Annotated in this window: 15 protein-coding genes; 7 read left to right on the forward strand and 8 right to left on the reverse strand. The window is 62.5% G+C overall.

Going from position 1 to position 19721, the window contains the following annotated elements:
- The first annotated feature begins 69 nt into the window (after positions 1-69).
- The 4 genes from ACWTU7_RS04935 to ACWTU7_RS04950 all read left to right on the forward strand — a co-directional run bounded on the left by ACWTU7_RS04935 (position 70) and on the right by ACWTU7_RS04950 (position 4988).
- Positions 70-2481 carry a phosphoketolase family protein gene (locus tag ACWTU7_RS04935; RefSeq protein WP_455837682.1) on the forward strand — a complete coding sequence of 804 codons (2412 nt, stop codon included), beginning with the start codon at positions 70-72 and terminating at the stop codon, positions 2479-2481.
- A complete protein-coding gene (locus ACWTU7_RS04940) occupies positions 2481-3653 on the forward strand; it encodes an acetate/propionate family kinase (RefSeq protein ID WP_455837681.1) in 1173 nt (390 codons plus the stop codon). Before ACWTU7_RS04935 ends, ACWTU7_RS04940 begins: the two co-directional genes overlap by 1 nt.
- Complete coding sequence (locus ACWTU7_RS04945) at positions 3646-4077, forward strand: hypothetical protein (RefSeq protein ID WP_455837680.1); 432 nt, start codon at positions 3646-3648, stop codon at positions 4075-4077. Before ACWTU7_RS04940 ends, ACWTU7_RS04945 begins: the two co-directional genes overlap by 8 nt.
- Before the next feature lie 269 nt (positions 4078-4346).
- Positions 4347-4988, forward strand: a complete 642-nt coding sequence (locus ACWTU7_RS04950; protein WP_455837988.1) for a ThuA domain-containing protein — start codon at positions 4347-4349, stop codon at positions 4986-4988.
- A 252-nt stretch (positions 4989-5240) separates the two neighbouring features.
- On the opposite strand, the gene ACWTU7_RS04955 is transcribed toward ACWTU7_RS04950, so the two are convergent.
- The 3 genes from ACWTU7_RS04955 to ACWTU7_RS04965 all read right to left on the reverse strand — a co-directional run bounded on the left by ACWTU7_RS04955 (position 5241) and on the right by ACWTU7_RS04965 (position 7446).
- On the reverse strand, positions 5241-5906 hold the full coding sequence (locus ACWTU7_RS04955) for a DUF6064 family protein (RefSeq protein WP_455837679.1): 666 nt from the start codon (positions 5904-5906) through the stop codon (positions 5241-5243).
- Entirely contained in the window at positions 5907-6824 is a 918-nt protein-coding gene (locus tag ACWTU7_RS04960) for an aldo/keto reductase (protein ID WP_455837678.1), read from the reverse strand.
- A gap of 181 nt (positions 6825-7005) precedes the next feature.
- Positions 7006-7446 carry a hypothetical protein gene (locus tag ACWTU7_RS04965; RefSeq protein ID WP_455837677.1) on the reverse strand — a complete coding sequence of 147 codons (441 nt, stop codon included), beginning with the start codon at positions 7444-7446 and terminating at the stop codon, positions 7006-7008.
- Between the two features lie 462 nt (positions 7447-7908).
- Between ACWTU7_RS04965 and ACWTU7_RS04970 the strand changes: the two genes are divergently transcribed.
- The 3 genes from ACWTU7_RS04970 to ACWTU7_RS04980 all read left to right on the forward strand — a co-directional run bounded on the left by ACWTU7_RS04970 (position 7909) and on the right by ACWTU7_RS04980 (position 13324).
- Entirely contained in the window at positions 7909-8754 is an 846-nt protein-coding gene (locus ACWTU7_RS04970) for a hydrolase (RefSeq protein WP_029350534.1), read from the forward strand.
- 49 nt (positions 8755-8803) lie between these two features.
- On the forward strand, positions 8804-10372 hold the full coding sequence (locus ACWTU7_RS04975) for an ABC transporter substrate-binding protein (RefSeq protein ID WP_455837676.1): 1569 nt from the start codon (positions 8804-8806) through the stop codon (positions 10370-10372).
- A gap of 798 nt (positions 10373-11170) precedes the next feature.
- Positions 11171-13324 carry a hypothetical protein gene (locus tag ACWTU7_RS04980; RefSeq protein ID WP_455846495.1) on the forward strand — a complete coding sequence of 718 codons (2154 nt, stop codon included), beginning with the start codon at positions 11171-11173 and terminating at the stop codon, positions 13322-13324.
- 162 nt (positions 13325-13486) lie between these two features.
- Here ACWTU7_RS04980 and ACWTU7_RS04985 read toward each other — a convergent pair whose 3' ends face one another.
- The 5 genes from ACWTU7_RS04985 to ACWTU7_RS05005 all read right to left on the reverse strand — a co-directional run bounded on the left by ACWTU7_RS04985 (position 13487) and on the right by ACWTU7_RS05005 (position 19721).
- Positions 13487-13906, reverse strand: a complete 420-nt coding sequence (locus tag ACWTU7_RS04985; RefSeq protein ID WP_455837674.1) for a hypothetical protein — start codon at positions 13904-13906, stop codon at positions 13487-13489.
- Between the two features lie 496 nt (positions 13907-14402).
- Positions 14403-16007 (reverse strand): ABC transporter transmembrane domain-containing protein, encoded by a 1605-nt coding sequence (locus ACWTU7_RS04990; protein ID WP_455837673.1) that lies wholly within the window; start codon positions 16005-16007, stop codon positions 14403-14405.
- Positions 15986-17068 (reverse strand): hypothetical protein, encoded by a 1083-nt coding sequence (locus ACWTU7_RS04995; RefSeq protein WP_455837672.1) that lies wholly within the window; start codon positions 17066-17068, stop codon positions 15986-15988. Before ACWTU7_RS04995 ends, ACWTU7_RS04990 begins: the two co-directional genes overlap by 22 nt.
- A gap of 258 nt (positions 17069-17326) precedes the next feature.
- Positions 17327-18064 carry an MOSC domain-containing protein gene (locus ACWTU7_RS05000; protein ID WP_455837671.1) on the reverse strand — a complete coding sequence of 246 codons (738 nt, stop codon included), beginning with the start codon at positions 18062-18064 and terminating at the stop codon, positions 17327-17329.
- 25 nt (positions 18065-18089) lie between these two features.
- Positions 18090-19721: an ABC transporter ATP-binding protein gene (locus ACWTU7_RS05005; RefSeq protein WP_455837987.1), complete on the reverse strand. Its 1632-nt coding sequence runs from the start codon at positions 19719-19721 to the stop codon at positions 18090-18092.

Below are 19721 nucleotides of genomic sequence, written 5' to 3' on the forward strand. Positions count from 1 at the left end.
GTGAAAATCCTTTCTCCGAGGCGATCTCACTCCAGATATCGACGGGCGAACGCATCTGGAGACTTTTCCATGAACGACGAGGCTCAGAGAGCTGCGACCACAACAGGCCTTTATCAGGTCGATCTCATGGACCGTTATTGGCGGGCCGCGAACTATATTTCCGTTGGCCAGATCTATCTGATGGACAATCCGCTGCTGCGCGAGCCCCTGAAAGCCGAGCACGTCAAGCCGCGGCTGCTCGGCCATTGGGGCACGACACCTGGCCTCAACTTCATCTACGTCCACCTGAACCGCGTTCTCCGGGAACGCGGTCTCGACGTTCTGTTTATCTGCGGCCCAGGTCATGGCGGCCCGGCGATGGTGGCGAACACGTGGCTTGAGGGCACCTACAGCGAGATCTATCCTGAGGTCGGCCAGGGCGAAGACGGCCTGAGGAAACTCTTCCGGCAATTCTCCTTCCCCGGTGGAGTGCCGAGCCACGCTGCTCCGGAAACGCCCGGCTCGATCCATGAAGGCGGAGAACTGGGATATGCACTGGTCCATGCCTTCGGCGCGGCCTTCGACAATCCTGATCTGGTGGTCGCCTGCGTCGTCGGCGACGGTGAAGCGGAGACCGGTCCGCTCGCGGCGGCATGGCACTCCAACAAGTTCCTCAATCCGGCATCCGACGGCGCCGTGCTGCCGATCCTGCATCTCAACGGCTACAAGATCGCCAACCCGACGATCCTGGCCCGCATGGATGACGTGGAATTGCGGAGCCTGTTCGCCGGCTATGGCTACGAACCACTTTTCGTCGAAGGACACGAGCCGATTCCCATGCATCGGTTGATGGCCACGAAGCTGGACACCGCGCTGGACAGAATCCGCTCCATCCAGAAGCGCGCCCGAGCGTCGGGCTGGCAGGGAGAGCGTCCGCTGTGGCCGATGATCGTGCTGCGCAGCCCGAAGGGGTGGACCGGACCGAAGGAGGTCGACGGCAAGAAGGTCGAGGATTTCTGGCGCTCGCATCAAGTTCCGGTGTCGAACGCGCGCGGCAACGAGGCGCACCGCAAGATCCTCGAAAACTGGATGCGGAGCTACGAGCCGGAAAAGCTGTTCGACAACAGCGGGCATCTGCTTCCAGAGTTGGCGGCGCTTGCGCCAACCGGGTCAAAGCGCATGGGCGCAACCCGCTATGCCAATGGCGGATTGCTGAAGCGCGACCTCGTGCTTCCCGATTGGAAAAGGCTGGCGGTCGACGTGCCGCGTCCGGGAGGTGCCACAGCCGAGGCGACGCGGGTTCTCGGAAGCTATCTCCGCGACGTCATACGCCTGAATGCGGAGGCCAGAAATTTCCGGCTGATGGGGCCGGATGAGACGTCCTCGAACCGCCTTGACGACGTCTTCGAGGTTACGGACCGGGTCTGGACGCAGCGGATCGAGCCCTACGACGTCCAGCTCTCCCGTGACGGCCGTGTCATGGAAGTGCTCAGCGAGCATCTCTGCCAGGGTTGGCTGGAGGGCTATCTGCTGACCGGCCGGCATGGCCTGTTTTCCTGTTACGAGGCGTTCATCCACATCGTCGATTCCATGGTCAACCAGCATGCGAAATGGCTGAAGACATCCCGCGAGCTTGCCTGGCGCAAGCCGATCGCTTCACTCAATTACCTGCTGACCTCTCATGTCTGGCGGCAGGATCACAACGGCTTCAGTCACCAGGATCCGGGCTTTGCCGATTTTGTCGCCAACAAGAAGGCCGATACCGTCAGGCTCTATTTCCCGCCGGATGCCAACACGCTGCTCTGGATCACCGACCATTGCCTGAGAACCTACAACCGCATCAACGTCATCACCGCCGGCAAGCAGCCGGCGCCGCAATGGCTGTCTGTCGAAGACGCAGAAACCCACTGCAGGGCGGGGGCGGGGATCTGGGAATGGGCCGGAACGGTTGCCAAGGGCGAGGATCCGGATGTGGTGATGGCCTGCGCCGGCGACGTGCCGACACTGGAGACGCTCGCTGCCACCGACATTTTGCGTTCGGCGCTTCCAGACCTGAAGGTTCGCGTCGTCAATGTGGTCGACCTGATGACGCTGCAGTCGAATTCAAAGCATCCGCATGGCCTCATCGATGAGGATTTCGACGCGCTGTTCACGAAAACCAGGCCGGTCATCTTCGCCTATCACGGCTATCCCTACCTCATCCACCGGCTGACCTACCGACGCGCCAACCATGACAACATGCACGTGCACGGTTTTCGCGAGGAAGGCACCACCACCACGCCGTTCGACATGGTCGTACTCAATGAACTTGACCGTTTTCACCTGGCGCTCGCCGCGATCGAACGCGTGCCAGGTCTCGCCGAACGGGCGAAAAATCTTGCCGCCGAACTTCACGGGAAGCTTGCGGAACACAAGGCTTATGTCCGCGAGTACGGCGAAGACATGCCCGAGATTCAGAAGTGGAACTGGCCTGATAACAGTGCGACGAAGGTTGCCGATTGATGCGACACGCAATTCTTGCACTGAACGCCGGCTCCTCCAGTATCAAATTCGGACTATATGACCTTGAACCGTCGGCAGAACTGCAACTCGTCTCGCGTGGTACGCTGGACCTGGGCAATGCGCCGAGGCTCAGCGTGAAAGCGGCCGATGGAACAGTGCAGTGTGATCGGCCGCTTGCTGGAGACGCGCGCAATGCGGGCATCGACGCGTTGCTCGACTGGATCGAGAGCGAACTTGGCGGCAGAAAACTGGTCTCCGCCGGACACCGCATCGTGCATGGCGGGCGCGACTTCGTCGAACCCGTCCGCCTGACGCCTCACGTGATCGAGGCGTTGGACAGGCTGACGCCGCTTGCTCCGCTGCATCAGCCTCGCAGTCTCGCGCCGATCCGCACACTTGCGGCGCTGCGGCCGGATCTGCCGCAGGTCGGATGTTTCGACACAGCCTTCCATCAGACGATCGATCCGATCGTGAGCCGTTTCGCGCTGCCGCGTAGATTTGATGAGGACGGAATCCGCCGCTACGGGTTTCATGGTCTTTCCTACGAATACATCGCCGGGCGGCTCAAGGAGATAGCGCCCGGTCTTGCAGCGAAGCGGACGATCGTCGCCCATCTCGGCAACGGAGCGAGCCTGTGCGCCATGCGCGACGGAAGAAGCGTCGATACGACGATGAGCTTTTCCGCGCTCGACGGCCTGGTCATGGGCACGCGTTGCGGCGCTATCGATCCGGGGGTGCTTTTGTACTTCATCCTGGAGAGAAGTATCGCGGGGGAGGCTCTGCAGCACATGCTCTATGAGGAATCCGGGCTGCTCGGAATATCCGGCATCTCGGGCGACATGCGCACGCTGCAAGCGAGCGACGATCCCCACGCCCGCGAAGCAATAGATCTTTTTGCTTTCCGGGCCGCAAGGGAAGTTGCCGCACTCGCCAACACGTTGGGCGGCCTCGAATGCCTCGTGTTCACCGCCGGCATCGGCGAGCGCTCAGCGCCGGTCCGCAAGGCAATATGCGAAAGGCTTCATTGGCTTGGCGTGGCGATCGACGAGCCATCCAATGGCTCTCATGCCGAGATCATAAGCCGATCGGACAGCAAGGTCGAAATACGCGTCGTCGCGACTGACGAGGAGAGGATCATCGCTCGCCACACGCGCGTGCAGGGGAATGCTTGAGAACGCAATCAACGGTGCTGTTTTCCAAGAAAAGGAACCCTGCGCGCCTGCGACCGTTCCCCTGTCTGATACCAAAGGGAGAGATCCAATGGCCGAAACCCCTAACAACGCAGGCGCCTCAAAGGCGGCAAACGAAGCCCAGGAGGCGATGAAGAAGCAGATCGCTGAACTTCGCCGCGAGATCACGAAAATAAATCGGACCCTTTCCGACCGCGCCGAGGAGGCAGAGGGCTGGTACGACAGCGCCGCCGAACGGGCCTCGCGCGCAGCCCGGCAATTGCGTAGCCAGGCGCACACCGTGACTGAAACTGTCCAGCAGAATCCAGGCACAATATCTTCGGCGATGATGCTTGGCGGCGTGCTCGGTGTTGTCTTGGGAATTGTGATTGCAAAGAGTTCCGAACCTGAGCGGCGGTGGTTCTAAGGGGCAGATCACCACCCTTGCAGTGCCGAGCCTATCGGCATCAAGCATGGCTTTTGCGCTGTTGGCATCGGTTGCCATGAGCGTCGCCAACCTGACCCGCGCCACGCAAAAAGAATGCGGCGATCCACTGAACCGTGGCCGTCTACCGCGGCGTTGGGCTGTGCTGTGCAAACTGCCAAATTCAAACCCGTCACCACTAATTTCGTACAGCTCTTGTTTCATCGATCATCTTGCTGACAGTCTTCATGCACCAACTGACGGAGAAGAATATGCGGCAAGCGCTGATCGTATGGGGCGGCTGGGATGGACACGAGCCGGAAGAAGGTGCGCGCCTCGTCAAGGCGATGCTCGAAGAGGAAGGGTTTGGCGTGCGCGTCGAAACCACGACCGAGATATTCGCCGACCCGGCGATCGCCGATCTGAGCCTGATCGTCCCGATCTACACGATGGCCAAGCTTGCGAAGAACGAGGAGCTCAACCTGACAAAGGCAGTCGAGGGCGGTGTCGGCCTTGGCGGCTATCACGGCGGCATGTGCGATGCCTTTCGTGAAGCCACTGAATACCAGTTCATGTGCGGCGGTCAGTGGGTGGCCCACCCAGGCAACATCATCGACTACCGGGTCGACATCATCAGGCGCGACGATCCGATCATGAACGGCATCGATGATTTCCCGTACCGCTCCGAGCAGTACTACATGCATGTGGATCCATCGAATGAGGTGCTGGCGACCACCACCTTCTCCGGCGAGCACGCGTCCTGGATAGAAGGCGTGGTCATGCCGGTCGTCTGGAAGCGCCGGCACGGCAAGGGAAGGGTGTTCTATTCGGCACTCGGACATGCCGTCAGGGAGTTCGCGGTGCCGCAGATGCGAACGATATTTCGCCGCGGCCTGGTGTGGGCGGCGCGCTGAGAGCGCGACAGTCGGTCCTGCTGGTACTGGTCGCCACGCCAGGAATCCTGCCACGCCGTCAGAGATGGATTTGGAGCCCTGTGAAGGATGGCGCCGAACCTGAAACAAAAGCCCGCCTCGGCGGCGGGTCGTTGGCGCGAATAGGCACCGTAAACAATTTCATAGCACAGCTGCCGGCACAAACCAAGAACAAACGTGCTGCCGACAAACGCTCACGTTTCTTGCCGGAGCAAATGCCGAAGCGTTATCGCATCACCGAGCAATGCGGCGCAGGGCCAAGGCAGCGACAGTGGTGCCCGCTGCCAGAAGCGGCGGCCAGGCCTGCGGATCGCCCATGGCATGGAGCGTCAGGCCGCTGAGCAGCAGCCACAGCAGCGGGATCGCAAACAGCAGCGGCACAGGCCCGCCGCTCGCTGCAAGCAGGACGCCGAGCGTCGTGATCGCAGTCGGGTCCGGCGCGATGCCGAAGACCTCGGCGCTTGTCCATGGCCGCCGGAAAAGCGGCGGCAGGAGGGGATAGACGACGAGGCCAGCGGCCATGATCAGCAGCCCGAGCCTTGCTGCGATGTCCCGCCGCTCGAAGGCGAGGCCGCCGCGCGCGGCACCGCCGAACGCCAGCAGCAGCGCCTGCAGGCCGAAGGCCGGCGCGACATAGGCGATCGCCCAGTTGATCACCGCATAGCGGCTCGACAGGAAGGACCAGCCGACGAAGGCAAAGAGCGCGGCGAGGACGAGCGCAATCCAGAGGCCGTGGCGAGGCGGCCGCCGCAGCACGAGCAGGACAATGGCGAGGCCGGCGGCGAGCGTCAGGAGATGCAGCGGCCAGAAGGCGGCATTGGCCAACTCGAACATGCGCCAGTAGACGCGCGGCGAGAATAGCAGGAAATCTTCCAGCCGGTAGGTCCACCATTCCGACATCTAGAGATTCCGCACGTAGGCCGCCATCTGATCGCGCATGGCCGCGTCGGGGAGGGGACCAGTCGCCGCCAGCACGTTCTCGCGCACGTGTTCGACGCGGGTGGTGGCGGGGATGGCGACGGTTACGGAGGGATGCGAAAGGATGAACTTCAAAATGAACTGCGCCCAGGTCCCGGCACCGATCTCCGCCGCCCAGTCCGGCAGCGTCTCGCCTTCGAGCTGGCGCGTCAGCGCGCCTTGGCGAAACGGCCGGTTGACGATGACGGCCATCCTGCGCTCGGCCGCCAGCGGCAGGAGCCGCTCCTCCGCCTCGCGGTCGACGATGTTATAGGTGAGCTGCACGAAGTCGAGCGGATGCGCGCGCATGATTTGTTCGAACAGGTCGTGCCGTCGTCCTTCGGACGTCGTGATGCCGACATAACGGATCCGCCCGTCCGCCTTCTTGGCGAACAAGGTTTCGAGATGCGTTTCCCAGGCGACGAGGTTGTGGACCTGCACGAGATCGAAGCGCGGCACACCCCACAAGCGGCGCGACTGCTCGATCTGCGCGGGTCCGTCGGCGGCGGAGGAGGTCCAGACCTTCTCGGCGGAAAACAGCGCTTCGGGCCGGCCGAGCTTCTCGAGGCCATAGCCGATCACAGGCTGCGAGGAGCCGTACATGGGCGAGGAATCGATCATGCGGCCGCCCGCCGCGAAGAAGGCCGCCATCACCTCGGCGCACTCGTCGCGCAGCACCGGATCGTCGCCGACATTGAAGGTGATCCAGGTGCCCAGGCCCACAGCGGGAAGCATCTCTCCCGAGGAGGGCACGGCCCGCATCACCGGCGCAGGCGGCGCGCCGGGCGCGGTTCCCGGCAGCACCAGAGCCGCTCCGGAAGTAGCGGCAGCCTTCACGAACGTCCTGCGGGTGATGATCATCGTCTGCCGTCCCTGTACTCCCGACTACTTGTACTCCCGACCACAAGAATGGTTCCGGGCGATCGGCCTTCGCAAGGCTGATCGGCGGGGAGGTCGGTCTCTGGCAGCTGTTCGGAATATCGAACGCCTGCCTGAAATAGGAACGAACGGTGCAGGGCCTGGGGTGCGCCAGCCGGCCCGATTACCTGGAAATGGCTCCTGTCCTGACTTGATGGCGCTGGCGGGCATATGCCACGCAGCCGTCTACCGTGCTGACGCAGAGCGCATCGCGGTGGTTCTGCGTGTTGTTGTCGCCGGCGTAGGCGACCTCGGCAACACGGCCACCGACCATTCGGATTTGCGTGTTGCAATAGCCGCCAGGATCAACATTGAGCGATCCTCCAACCGTCGGGACCGCACCCACGGCCAAAGTTGGAATCACGACGTTGAGATTGCCGCGTTGAACGGTACGCTGATACGTCCAGATCTGGCTTCCGCCCGCATCGGCGGTGGCAGTCGGAAAGCCAGCGCACATTCGAACGTCCGCCTCGCTGAGACCGACCATCTCTTTGCGGGCTGCCGCCGTTGTGGCGTCTTCCTTTGAGAGGTTCGACGTGTCGTCAGGTGCGACGCAGGAGGACACGATCGAACTGCCGGCCAGGAGAACAACAACAAGGACAAGCGTTCGGATGCGGGAAGATATCATACCGACTGTAGTGATTTGCGCTGAGCCCCGAGAACCTAGTTAGGCAAGCAGATAATCGAGTCAACCTGCACAACTTCACGATGTCGTTTGTCATGACGCTCGGCCGACCTTGAGCCGACGGCGCCGATGCGATCGTCGCCGCGATCGAAGCCCAGATGGGCCACGCGCACGCGCCGCTATCGTGCGCGACGTAAACGAGGCGCGATGCGCCTTTTGCAGCACGTCAAGTTTCCGGAACCCCGAACTGACGCGCGACGGCCGGACACCTGCTCATGCCTGCTCTGGAAGCTTCGGCGTTATGCGACGTAAAATACGTACTTTCCTGACATCAGGCATAAACAAATGCTTTTCAGTCACACAAAATGATGAAACAATGAGATTGAGATTAGGGAAAATCCGATGCGCAACGTCAGCGGACATGGCAAGCGCCTGTCCTATTACGATTTCGGGCACACCTCGGTGTACGCCTCCCGCTTCGACCAGCGCTTCCCCTATTGTGCCTATGTGCCCGAGGACTATGACGAAGACGGCGGCAAGACCTATCCGCTGGCGGTGATCGTGCATGGCACCGAACGCGGCATGCTCGCCTACCGGGACGCCTTTGCCGACTTCGCCGAACAGAACGGCGTGATCGTGCTCGCCCCGCTCTTCCCGGCGAATATCTGTTTTCCGGGCGATCTTTCCTCTTACAAGATGCTGCGCCAGGGCGACCTCCACTACGATGCCGTGCTGCTCGACATGGTCGAGGAGATGCGCGAGCGTTATCGCATCCGCGGCGACCGTGTGCTGATGTACGGCTTTTCTGGGGGCGGCCATTTCACCCATCGTTTCCTGTTCCTCCATCCCGAACGTCTGCTGGCCGCATCGATCGGTGCGCCGGGCGTCGTGACGCTGCTTGACTTCGATCACGATTTCTGGGTCGGGGTGCGCGACTTCGAGAGAGTGTTCGGCAAGAACGTCGACCTCGACGCCATGCGCAAGGTCGCCGTGCAGATGGTGATCGGTGGTGACGATCTCCAAACCTGGGAGATCACCATCAAGCCGGAGGATGACTGGTGGATGCCCGGCGCCGATCTCGCCGGCGCGACCCGCAACGACCGGATCAGATCGTTGAAGGGCAGCCTGGAGAGACACGGCGTCGAGGTGCAGCTGGATGTCGTGCCTGGCATCGCTCACAACGACCGCGAGCTCATCGCCAAGGTCAAGGAGTTCTTTGCGCGGACATTGAATGCTGCGCCCGCCTGAAAAACTGCAGTCAACAAACTGGAGATAAAAAATGGGAACAGGATTGAGAATGGGAAGACGATTGATCCAGGTGCTGGCGGCAATCGCCGTGATGGCGTGTGCATTGCCGGCGACGGCGCAGGAGCAGCCGAAAACCGGCGGCACGCTCAAGGTTCGCATCAACGCCGACATCCGCGCCACCGACGGTCTCAGCCGAGACGCGAATACCGACACGGTGCTGCACCATATCTTTGAGACGCTGGTGGCATATCGCGCCGATCTCACAGTAGGGCCGGCACTGGCCGAATCCTGGAAAGTGTCGGACGACGGCAAGACCTATGCCTTTACGCTGCGCGACGGCGCGGCTTTCCACAATGGCGACGCCGTGACCTCATCCGACGTCAGCTGGAACTGGGATCGCCGCATGGACCCAGCCAACCAGTGGTTCTGCATTCCCTTCTTCGATGGGAGCCAGGGCCTTAAGGTCGAGCAAGTGGCGACGCCCGATCCACGCACCGTCGTCTTCACGCTGAACGCGCCGAATGCGCTCTTTTTGGCGCAGCTCGCCAGTATCCAGTGCAATGGCTGGGTCGCCAGCCCGAAGAATGTCGGCGCTGACGGCAAATGGATCGCCGATTCTGCCATCGGCAGCGGCCCGTTCACGCTGAAGGAATGGGTCAAGGGCCAGTATTTGGCGCTCGAACCCTTTCCCGACTACAAGCCGGTCAAGGAGGCGCCAAGTGGCTTTGCCGGAAGCCGTGAGGCCTATGTCGACGAGGTGCGCTTCATCGTCATCCCCGACACGGCGGCGGCGGAGACCGCGCTGTTTGCCGGCGAGCTCGACGTGCTTCCCGATCTTGAATCATCGCGTGTCGAGGAAGCCAAGTCGCGGGGCATGACGGTGCTGTCGACGCAAGGCCTGTCATGGACGGCGATCCTGCTGCAAACCAAGGACCCGCTGCTGTCGAATGCCAAGATACGCACGGCGCTGGCGCATGCCGCCGACATCAACCAGATCGCCGCCGCTCGCACCAACGGTGTCGCCACCGGAGATCCCTCGGCCGTCGCCCAGGCGAGCTCGTTCTTCGACGACGAATTCCTTAAATGGCCGGAATACGACCCGGTCAAGGCTAAAGCACTGCTGGACGAGGCCGGCTACAAGGGCCAGCCGATCAAGATCCAGACCAACACCCGCTACCAGGGGATGTATGAGAACGCGGTGCTGCTGCAGGCGATGCTGACGGCCGCGGGCTTCAACGCCCAGCTCGAAGTGCTGGATTGGGCGGCACAGCTCGACAATTACCTTGCCGGCAAATTCCAGATCCAGTCCTTCGGCTACTCGGCTCGTCTCGATCCGTCGCTGATGTATGGCGTCATCCTCGGCGACAAGGCGACCGACCCGACGGCGCAGTGGGACAGCAAGGAGGCCCTCGACCTCTACACGAGGTCGATGGCGACGACCGACCCAGCGCAACGCAAGGCGCTGTTCAAGCAGCTCCATGCCCTCATGGTAAAGGATGTGCCGATCCTTGGCCTCTATTACGAGCCATCGGTCGACGCGGTGTCGTCGAAGGTGAAGGGCTATTCGGTATGGCCGGCGGCAAACCCCCGCGTATGGGGCGTCTGGAAAAGCGAATAGCTGGCGATTGTCTGTTGCTCGAAAGATCGGAGGCGTGTTGTCCTCCGATCTTTCGTTTGAGGTACCCGGTGTGAAAACCTGACTCTTGGTTCCGGGACTGTAACCCGCTCAGGGTGGGAAGGATCCTAAACTCACCAGCTCTCCGACGGCGCGTGTGCGCCGATAGTGTTGAAAAAGTCCGCGACCGAGGCCGTAGGGCCGCGCGGAGAGAATTTCGTTCCGAAAATGAACTACCTTAGGACCTTGGTTCTAGCAATACGCCTGGCGGGAAATGCCTTTCTACTCCACGGGCATGCCCTCCCGAGCACCAGACTTTTTCAACACTTATCCGCCAGGAGCGGTCGTTCGACAGCGATCCGAGCAGCGATGGCCGTTGTGCGTGGCCGAAGTGCTTCTGACGTTTAGTATGAGGTGACGGTTGACCGTGGAGGTCTGTGACCTAGCTTTGTGACCTAGCTTAAAATTCAGGCGGACCGTCCAGAGCCGGAAATGGCGGAATGGTGCGCACCGTGGGAGAACTCTCGGGACGTTGAGATGCAGAGCTGCAAGTCGGCTTTCAGAGCCTGTGCGCCCTTGGCGACCGATAATCGGCGGCCACGGCATCTTCAAGTTTCGATTCAAATGAAAGTCAGCTGCGCCGGCCTGTCTATCAGCGCGCGACCGGCGCTCCGAGCACTGGAGGGATCTCGAAGCAAGTGACAGCTTCGAAAGCGATCGAAGGCTTTAGCCAGCACAAGGCGAGGACCAAACACCGCTTCACGAACTTGAGAATACACCCAAGAACGCACAGGCAAGGCAATGCCAAATCCTCTTGCCGAAATTTACGCAAACGACGCAGATCTCGCCATCCTGGGCGGGACAGCAACACTTGCCTCGGTGGGCCTCTATCTTGTGCTCCGGCGTATCCTTATCGCGGTGCAACGGCATCGCCTCAAATCAGATGTGAGCGAAGGCGGATCTGATCCCCCCGAGGTGGCATCTTGGGATTGGGAAAGCCCGGTCAATCTTGCAAACGAGCCTGCTTCTTCTTCTCAGGTGGCCGTGCCCTCAGACACCGCAGACCTGGACGTTCGGCGTCAGGATGCCAATTACCTTCGGTTCGGGGTGCGAATCGAGTATTTCGACGTGAGCTCCGAAGCTTGCGAGAGCTCGTCTGCGGCCCAGACCAACGCTTCCGCGACGAACATACCGCAATCCGGCCGCCCTGCGACATCGGTCAGAGAAATCGCTGGCTATATTCGTAGGCAGGTGGCGGCTAATCTTGCCGCCGTAAGTAGTCCAGTATTGAGGGCTTTGAGCCGTATGCCGACACAACTCGCCCCCGCGGAACGTGGGGAGCGAATTTGCGGGTCAGCATGGGACCAATTGGGTCATAAGGCTTCCCCGCGCAAAGTTGCTCAGTTGGCCAATCCGGCGCCTGGCGGTTTGAATGTCACAGCTCAAAGGGGAGGGTTCAGCCTGGATCCGACCATCGTAACGGCCTCCCCTCCTCGCCTTCGCAAGCCGATCGGTCTTGTGCCCCGCTTGGGCGTCGCCGCAATCTGTCTGGCCGTGCCGCTTAGCTATGCGATGACGAGACAAAACTGGGTCGAAAGCGCCCCCGCCATTTCGCGGGCCCAAGGCACGAGTGTCGACTTGCTCAGCCCGGATCTCGCGGCTGCCCGGGCGCAAGTCGGGGCAGCCGGTGGTCAGGCAGCCGCCGCAGGGGAATTGGGCGGCCAGGAGCACCGGGTGGCGGAAGGCGAACGCGCCAGGAGCGCTGCTCTGCAGGGAGCACTCCTCGAATCGCGCAAGCAGATCGATGCGCTGAGGGCAAGCATGGCAGCCTCCGACAACGCACGCGAGGAGCGATTGCGCAACGAGCTCGCGGCAGCCCGCACACTTGACGCATTGCGGCGCATAGCGGGAGATGCCCGCACAATGCTGAGCGAGGCCACCAATTATGTCTTTGCGGAGATGCCCGCTGCTTATCTGGAGCGTCAGCGAGCCGCATTGCGGGCGCGCGATCTGTCGCGAGCGCAGGCGAAAATTGAACAGCTTGAGGCCGAGGCCGCCGAAGATCGCGCCAAGGCCAAGGCTTCGCTGGCGCAAGCGAGCGGAATGCTCGACGACGAACGCCGGAAGTCAGAGAACCTTCGTGGCGACCTCGCCGAAGTGAAACTGTCCAATGCCGCACTCATGGAGCGCGCGGACGCGGCTGAGCAGGAACGGACCGGTGCAGTCACAGCGAGAGAAAGAGTGGAGCAGACCTCAGCCGAGACGGAGGGCGCGCTGGCTCGAGAACGCGCTGCAGCAGCGTCGATTCGTGAGGAGCTAAAAAAAGCTCGCCTCGAGCGCGACGCGTCTGAACAGGAACGAGCCAGAGCGGTGTCAGCGAGAGAGCGTGCCCAGCAGACTGCAACCGAGACGGCACAGGCTCTGGCACGAGAACGTGCTGCAGCAGCGTCGACGCGTGACGAGCTGCAAAAAGCTCGCCTCGAGCGCGTCGCGGCTGAACAGGAACGAGCCAGAGCAGTCTCAGCGAGAGAGCGTGCCGAGCAGACTGCAACCGAGACGGCGCAAGCGCTGGCACGAGAACGCGCTGCAGCAGTCTCGACCCATGAGGATCTCGATAAGGGTCGCCTCGAACGCGCCGCCGCCCGAGCACTTTTGGTACGGGTCACCAGGCTGAAGGAGGCTCTGGACAAGCAACGTGAAGCCAATGTTTCACTTGCCCGCGACCTGGCTGCGGCGCGCGCGGACAATGACAGGCTCAGGGCTGAGCGTCGCAGCGCGCAGGTTGAGCGGCCGCTGAAGCCGCGCTCCGGCCGCGCAGCAGCCGTTACCGGCCAGGTGAAGGCTGTCAGCCAGAAGACTGCACGTAGCAAGGTTCGCAACCCGTCGCGGATTACCCGGGTGCGTTCTCTCACGCTTCCCTATTCCCTCAGGCCAAGACACGCGACATTGGAGTGATTTCCAACGACTGCGCGGTCCTCTCGATGGCCTTCGGAACGCATTGCCTCGCACCCGCTCACGACGCCGCGGCCACTTTGGGCAAAACAAGGAGTTATGCCAGGATGAAATCACCCGTTCGAATTCATCCTGCTCTCGTCGGCGAGGAGTCTGCGCGATGCGCTATGTCAGCCCGATCACGCCGCCAGTCGCGTTCAATTCGCATTTGATCGGCGCCTGCCGCGTCTCCACCTTGCCCTGCCGTACATAGTCGATGCTGACCTCAATGGGAGCCGAGATCGTATCCGGGCTCAACTGATGTATGGCACCTGCGCTGCTGACGCGCACACTGGTCGCGCCAAACGGGGCGGCGGCCGACTCGATTGCATCATGGCAGGCGCGAACGACTTCATCCGGGACGCCCGGCAGCGCTTTGATCGGACTGACCGTTGATGGACTGTTGACGTCACTGGGTGGCTGGAGGCTGGCCGGAAGGCCGACTGACCGTCCGGCCTCTACGGACGGGACGACACTGACGGCAGTGGCGGTCGTAGTTGCCGCCACTGCCGCCGTTGCAGCGGTGCTGGTTCCATCGTCGTCCACCGGTGGACTACTGCTGGAGCCGCTGGGCTTGCCGCCAGGTCCTTTGTGCGGGCCGCCTTTTCGGCCTTCACCGTGATGGCTGCCAGCGCTATTGCCTCCGCCATGGCTGCCAGCGCTATTGCCTCCGCCACCGTGGCTGCCGGCGCTATTGCCTCCGCCACCATGGTCGCCAGCGCTATTGCCTCCGCCTCCGCCGCGCTGGCCGCCTTCTGCAGCTCCTGCGCAAGCTACCGCGATCGAGCAAACGAATGCGAAATATGCCCAGCTGGATTCGGGGGATTGACGCACGACCACCTCCATAAAGTGCGTCGGTCCAACCGTCTTTCCGCGGCATGCAGTCAGAACGGCGCAACCGCCGCCGCCCCAGGCAAACTCGCGACTAAGGCGCCCACGGAGGTAAACTAGGGGATGAATTCGGTGTATCAAGGACGCGGGTACCGGGTAGTGGCCTCGCACGGGACGCGAATTGACCGGACGGTCATGGTCAGGACCGGTCTCATGGATTGCCTCTCGATGACCATTCACCATCAAGAAGCCAGGTGCCATCGAACTCGGTAGTCCCGGCAGCCACATCGCACGATGCGATCACCGTCGTACGCGTGGCTCGCGCGCACGCAAGAACGGCGGCAAGCAAATCCCGATCCTTGCAAACATCGATATCGTCGATCAGAAGCACGGCTGCCGCTCGGACCAGCGCTCGCGCTGCCCGGATCCGGGCAGCCAGCATGGGATTGACGCTGTGAGGCGGCTCCACTCCCTGACCACATTCCGAAGCCCTAACGACCGCCACGCCGCACAGCGACGCAATGGCGACTATTTCTTCCTGGAGGGTCGCTGAGGGCGCGCCGATCGCGATGTTCTCGGCCATCGTTGCGCGTACCAGCGGGATCGTCGGAGACAAGAGGGTGATCACTCGGCGCCGGTCGCGTCGCGAGACCTTGTCGAGAGGAATGTCGTCAAGGAAAATCGCAAGACCGTTATTTTCCTCGATTCCGGCGATACTGGCAAGCAGGGCGCTGCGTGCTTCCGGTGTGTCGCCGCGAAGCAGAATCATGGCACCGGGCGCTGCCTCCAGAACACGTGACGGCTTGCCGTTCGAGCAACGAAGTTCGACGCGCAGCCGCCGGCCCACCGCCAATCGCGGCAGAGGAATCGGATCCTCAGGATCCGGAAGGACCGGCATTGCGAGGATCGACGCAATCCGGCGACGTGACTCGACATAGGCCAGCCGATAGTCGGCGGCGCGAGCAAGGTCGGAAAGTTGTGCAACCGTCAAGCCGGCAAGGAGCAGGAGAGTGCTGAACTCGCCGGCAGGCATCACCGGACCGCTCGGAGCCGCATAGGCCGCAAGGATCGCAATGATGACCGGTATGACGAAATCGCTGGATGAACGGGCGGCACCCGACCACCCGGCTCGGCGGACGAGCCACTCGTTGAGAGCCTCCGACATCCGGTCGATTTTGCGCGCGGCCGGTCCGCTTCTTCCGAAATGGGCAAATGTTGCTCGGGTGAGGACGACATCTCCGAGACGGCCGGCAAGGCGTCCCCGCCGACGGCGGCTTTCGCGAATGGCACGATGCAGGAACGGCAGGGCGACAAGGGTGACAGCGAACCAGACAAGAACGCCGGCAAACAGGAACGACGCAACGCCGGGCGCAAGCCAAAAAGCGCCAAGCACGATGAGGACAACGGAGGGTCCCGCTACAAAGAGGGAGGCGACGCCGTCCGCCAACCAGGACCTGATGGCGGAAAGGTCTGTGATCAGGCGAGTCATGACGAGGCCGAGTCGGGTGGGGCCGGCCGTCGGTGGTAGTGTGAAGAGTTGCTCGACCAGCAGCCCGCGGACCTCGCGCACATAGTCCAGCGCAAAAGCCGCCCCTTGCCGTCGTTGCAGCACCTTGAGTGAGAACAGGGTGATGCCGAGCGAAAGGCTGGCCGCACCGATCAGCCAGCCCTGACCGAGCGCCGGCCGCTCCCCGGAAACCGCCGCACCGACGATCGCGACAAGCGCGAGCGAGGTGGCGGCCTGAGCAAAGCCGTTGGCTATGAGAACCGCCAAAGCGCCCATTCGTGCGCGGGTCAGGATTCCTGGAAGGCGCATTGGGCACCTCCAGCGATCACCATCAGGCGCGGCTTCGAAATCTCGGAGACGATGCTTGCAGCAGTCGCCGGATCGGTGAGTTCCTCGACACCATAGACGGGGACGTTGGCAACGCCAGCCTCTCTCCGTGCCAGTGGCGAGCGCGTCAGCAGCCCACTGATCCCGAGCACGTCGTGGCCGAGGTCGCGCAGCCGTTCGCAGCCAGCAACCGCCCCCATCGCATCTCCGGCGGCAAACAGCACACCGCTGGTCAGCTTCCGGAATTCCAGAGACTTCGACAGAGCGGCCGTCTCAGGCTGGAATAGTCCGTCCGCGACCTCCAGGACCGCGATTTCTGCTCCGGCAGCGGCAAGAGAGTTGAGCAACTGCTGCGCGCCCTGCACGAGGGCATCGATCGGAGCAAGGTAGGTCGTGGCAAAGCCCGCATCGGTGAAATCGAGCGCGGCGCATGCTCCGGCATCCACCATGGCCCAGAGGTCATTGCCGGCGCCGGTTCCGGTCACCTTTGCCGCACCAACCGCGAAACCTGCCTTGACAAGTCCGTGCACGAGGCTTGCAGCTGTCGTCGTCTTGCCCGAATTCATAGAAGTTCCGTAGATAACGATTGCCGGCGGCGTGAGCCGCGCCGGCTGCGGCGCGACCGCAAAGTCAGCAGCGTTCAGAACGCGGCCGCTCAAATCGGTGACGAGGCCGAGCGGCACGATCGCGGTCGGAAACATAGTTTTGTCGTGCCACGCCGTCGCCCGCGAGGCCACTCCGCCTGCCGCCACCATATGGCACGGCCCGAGATCTCGCGGCACGATCGCCTCGAACTGATCGGGGGCGTAGCGGTTGCCGTAGGCCAGGACGATTTCGTCCGTTGCGGCAAGTGCCGCCTTGCGCCCCGAGAGCAGCTCGACTGCCTTATGGTGACCGAGCGCCTCAATCCGCGCGAGCACCAGGTCGCCTGCCTTCGGTTCGGCGGGAGGCGGAAGCAACATCTGCATGCGCTCGACGGGTACACGGCGGGTCGTGAAAGCCCGTTTGGCCTTGGCAATGCGTGCGGAGTCGAGAATTTCCATAGTGGTCTCCTCAATAGGCGCCCGAGGGGCGCGATGCGGGAGGGAGAACGTGGACGAACCAGGATTATTCTCGGCGAAGTTGCAATTTTTTCCGCGTTTTCAGAAGGCTCAGCCGGTCGGGTGTCTGCTTAGGATTCGATTTTGTACGCCGACGAATGCTTGGGGCAAAGGCGGTATTCCGTTTCGAGTACCAAGCGTCAGGTTTTGACCGCTAGCGCCATGACGTGCCGCCCTCCGGCATCGAAAGCTGGAAGAAGGTCAGGCTTCGTTCAAGGTGACCTGGTCGCCCAGCCTGATCTTGCCCGGCTGCACGACCTGGCAGAGCGCGCCGAAGCCGCCTTCGCCATGGCGCGCTATGGTTTGCAGCACTGCCGGTTCGAAGGCAAGATCGCCTTGCGCCAGCGCCGTGAAGGTGCAGCGCGCACAAGGCTCCGAAATCACGATCCGTGCCTCGCCGATGGAAAGCACTTTCCCAATGATCTGCTGCTCGACGAAACCGTCCTGCGAAGCGTCGGTTTCGATCACGATATTGGGCCGGAACCGCCTGGAATCCACTTGCGACGGATCCAGAACCAGGCCGGCAAGCCTGTCCATCGAGGCTGACGTGACGATATGGATGTCGGCGCGCTGATAGCGTGGCGCGATATGATCGTGGGCTTGCGAACCGAACGGGACATGTGGGTGCAGCGCCGCCGGGAAATCAAGTAAGGCCGAAACCAGCTCGCCTGCGAAGCTGGAGCCGGCATCGATCCAGGAGCCATCGTCCAATCCGATTTCCGGCCTGTCGCCCCGCAGCCTTGCAAGAAGGTTCGGCAGCGGCCGCCAATGTTTTAGCTTCTCCGGCGCGGCAACAATTCCGTCGCGCCGGTCGACGACGCCCCAGATCCGGTCGCCCGGAATCCCGCCTTCCGCAAGCTCCGTCCCGTCCAGCCCTTCGCCGCCCATCGAACTGACGGGATATCGCCAGATTTCCTTGATATGGCCGAACGGCGTCATGGTGCGGAGACGAGCCGTGTCGCTGTCATTGCGCCACTGCCTTACGTGCGCCCGCGCCGTCGGCGAAACGGCGATCGATCAGCATCGCCGCATCGAGAAGGGCGCGCGTATAGGCGTGGCGCGGCCGGTCGAAGACGTCGTCGCGGTCGCCGATCTCGACGATCCTTCCCTCCTGCATGACGGCGACCCTATCGGCAACCAGCTCCACCGCACCCAGATCATGCGAGACGAACAGACAGGCGAAACCGTAGCGTTCCTGCAACGACCGGATCAGGAGCAGGATCTGTTTCTGCACCGTCATGTCCAGCGCCGAAACCGGCTCGTCGGCAACGACGAAGGCCGGTCGCCTGACGATCGCCCGCGCGATCGCGACGCGCTGGCGTTGCCCGCCTGACAGCTGATGCGGGAAACGCCCGAGAAGGTCGCGCGCCAGTCCCACTTCCTCGATGACCTCATTCATGCGCGCGGTCCGCCGCTTGCGATCCAATTCGGTGTCGAGCTTCAACGGCTCGGTGACGATTTCCGCAATGGACTGGCGAGGGTCCAGCGAGGAATAGGGGTCCTGGAAGACGATCTGCATGTCGCGACGCTGCAATCGCGTGTCAGCCGGTCGTCCACTTGCAATCGCCTTGCCAAGAAACGAGATCGTTCCGCTGGACGGCCTGACGAGGCCGACAATGGCGCGACCGAGCGTCGTCTTGCCGGAGCCCGACGCGCCGACCAACGCCAGGGTTTCGCCACGCCGGATGGTAAGGTCGACGCGGTCTACGGCGCGCTTCGGCTGCGCGCGCGCAAACAGCCTGGGACGGCCCGGGTAGTCGATGACTACATTGCTGATCTCGACCAGGGGCGGGCCGTTGACGGATCTTCTCGATCCGCCGGCGCTGCGCTTGGGAAGCGCATCCACCAACCGCCTGGTATAGTCGTGCTGCGGTGCGTGAAGGACCTGGGTGCTGCTTCCCTGTTCGACCGCCTTGCCTTCGCACATCACCGTCACGTTGTTCACATAGTGCGACACCATGCCGAGGTCGTGGCTGATCAGCAGGACGGCGGTTCCATTCTCCCGCGTCAGCTCGACCATGAGGTCGAGCACGTCGCGCTGCACCAGCGTGTCGAGCGCCGTGGTCGGCTCGTCGGCGATCAGCAGGCGCGGCTTGAGCAGCATGACCGATGCCAGCATGATGCGTTGGCGCATGCCGCCCGAGAATTCGTGCGGATAGGCCGCAAGGCATTTGCCGGGATCCTTGATCTGGATCCTCTCCAGCATCGCCAGCGAGCGGTCCTTGATCTCGGCGCGCGACATGTCGCGATGCAGGCGAAGCCCTTCCGCCATCTGCTCGCCGATGGTGACGGCGGGATTGAGCGAGACCATCGGCTCCTGGAAAACCATGCCGATCTGTGCACCGCGTATCTGGCGCAGTGCCTTTGCGGCAAGGCCGGTGAGCTCCCGTCCTTCGAAGCGGATGCTGCTGTCAGCGGTCGTGACCAGCGGGGCAGGGAGCAAGCTCAGGATCGAGCGGGCCGCCATCGTCTTGCCCGAACCGGATTCACCGACCAGCGCCAGCATGTCGCCAGAGGCGAGATCGAAATTCAGCTCGTCGACGATCCGCTTTCCCGATGGTCCCACCGAGATCGACAGGTTGCGCACTGAAAGCAT

This window comes from Mesorhizobium sp. BHscii (genome assembly GCF_053848065.1).

Bases quoted from the DNA above. Each gene is read 5' to 3' on its own strand.
- ACWTU7_RS04995 (WP_455837672.1), bottom strand. From the start codon at position 17,068: ATGGAAATTCTCGACTCCGCACGCATTGCCAAGGCCAAACGGGCTTTC.
- ACWTU7_RS04975 (WP_455837676.1), top strand. From the start codon at position 8,804: ATGGGAAGACGATTGATCCAGGTGCTGGCGGCAATCGCCGTGATGGCG.
- ACWTU7_RS04960 (WP_455837678.1), bottom strand. From the start codon at position 6,824: ATGATCATCACCCGCAGGACGTTCGTGAAGGCTGCCGCTACTTCCGGA.
- ACWTU7_RS04935 (WP_455837682.1), top strand. From the start codon at position 70: ATGAACGACGAGGCTCAGAGAGCTGCGACCACAACAGGCCTTTATCAG.
- ACWTU7_RS04970 (WP_029350534.1), top strand. From the start codon at position 7,909: ATGCGCAACGTCAGCGGACATGGCAAGCGCCTGTCCTATTACGATTTC.
- ACWTU7_RS04955 (WP_455837679.1), bottom strand. From the start codon at position 5,906: ATGTCGGAATGGTGGACCTACCGGCTGGAAGATTTCCTGCTATTCTCG.
- ACWTU7_RS04990 (WP_455837673.1), bottom strand. From the start codon at position 16,007: ATGCGCCTTCCAGGAATCCTGACCCGCGCACGAATGGGCGCTTTGGCG.
- ACWTU7_RS05000 (WP_455837671.1), bottom strand. From the start codon at position 18,064: ATGACGCCGTTCGGCCATATCAAGGAAATCTGGCGATATCCCGTCAGT.
- ACWTU7_RS04950 (WP_455837988.1), top strand. From the start codon at position 4,347: ATGCGGCAAGCGCTGATCGTATGGGGCGGCTGGGATGGACACGAGCCG.
- ACWTU7_RS04940 (WP_455837681.1), top strand. From the start codon at position 2,481: ATGCGACACGCAATTCTTGCACTGAACGCCGGCTCCTCCAGTATCAAA.
- ACWTU7_RS04980 (WP_455846495.1), top strand. From the start codon at position 11,171: ATGCCAAATCCTCTTGCCGAAATTTACGCAAACGACGCAGATCTCGCC.
- ACWTU7_RS05005 (WP_455837987.1), bottom strand. From the start codon at position 19,721: ATGCTTTCAGTGCGCAACCTGTCGATCTCGGTGGGACCATCGGGAAAG.
- ACWTU7_RS04945 (WP_455837680.1), top strand. From the start codon at position 3,646: ATGCTTGAGAACGCAATCAACGGTGCTGTTTTCCAAGAAAAGGAACCC.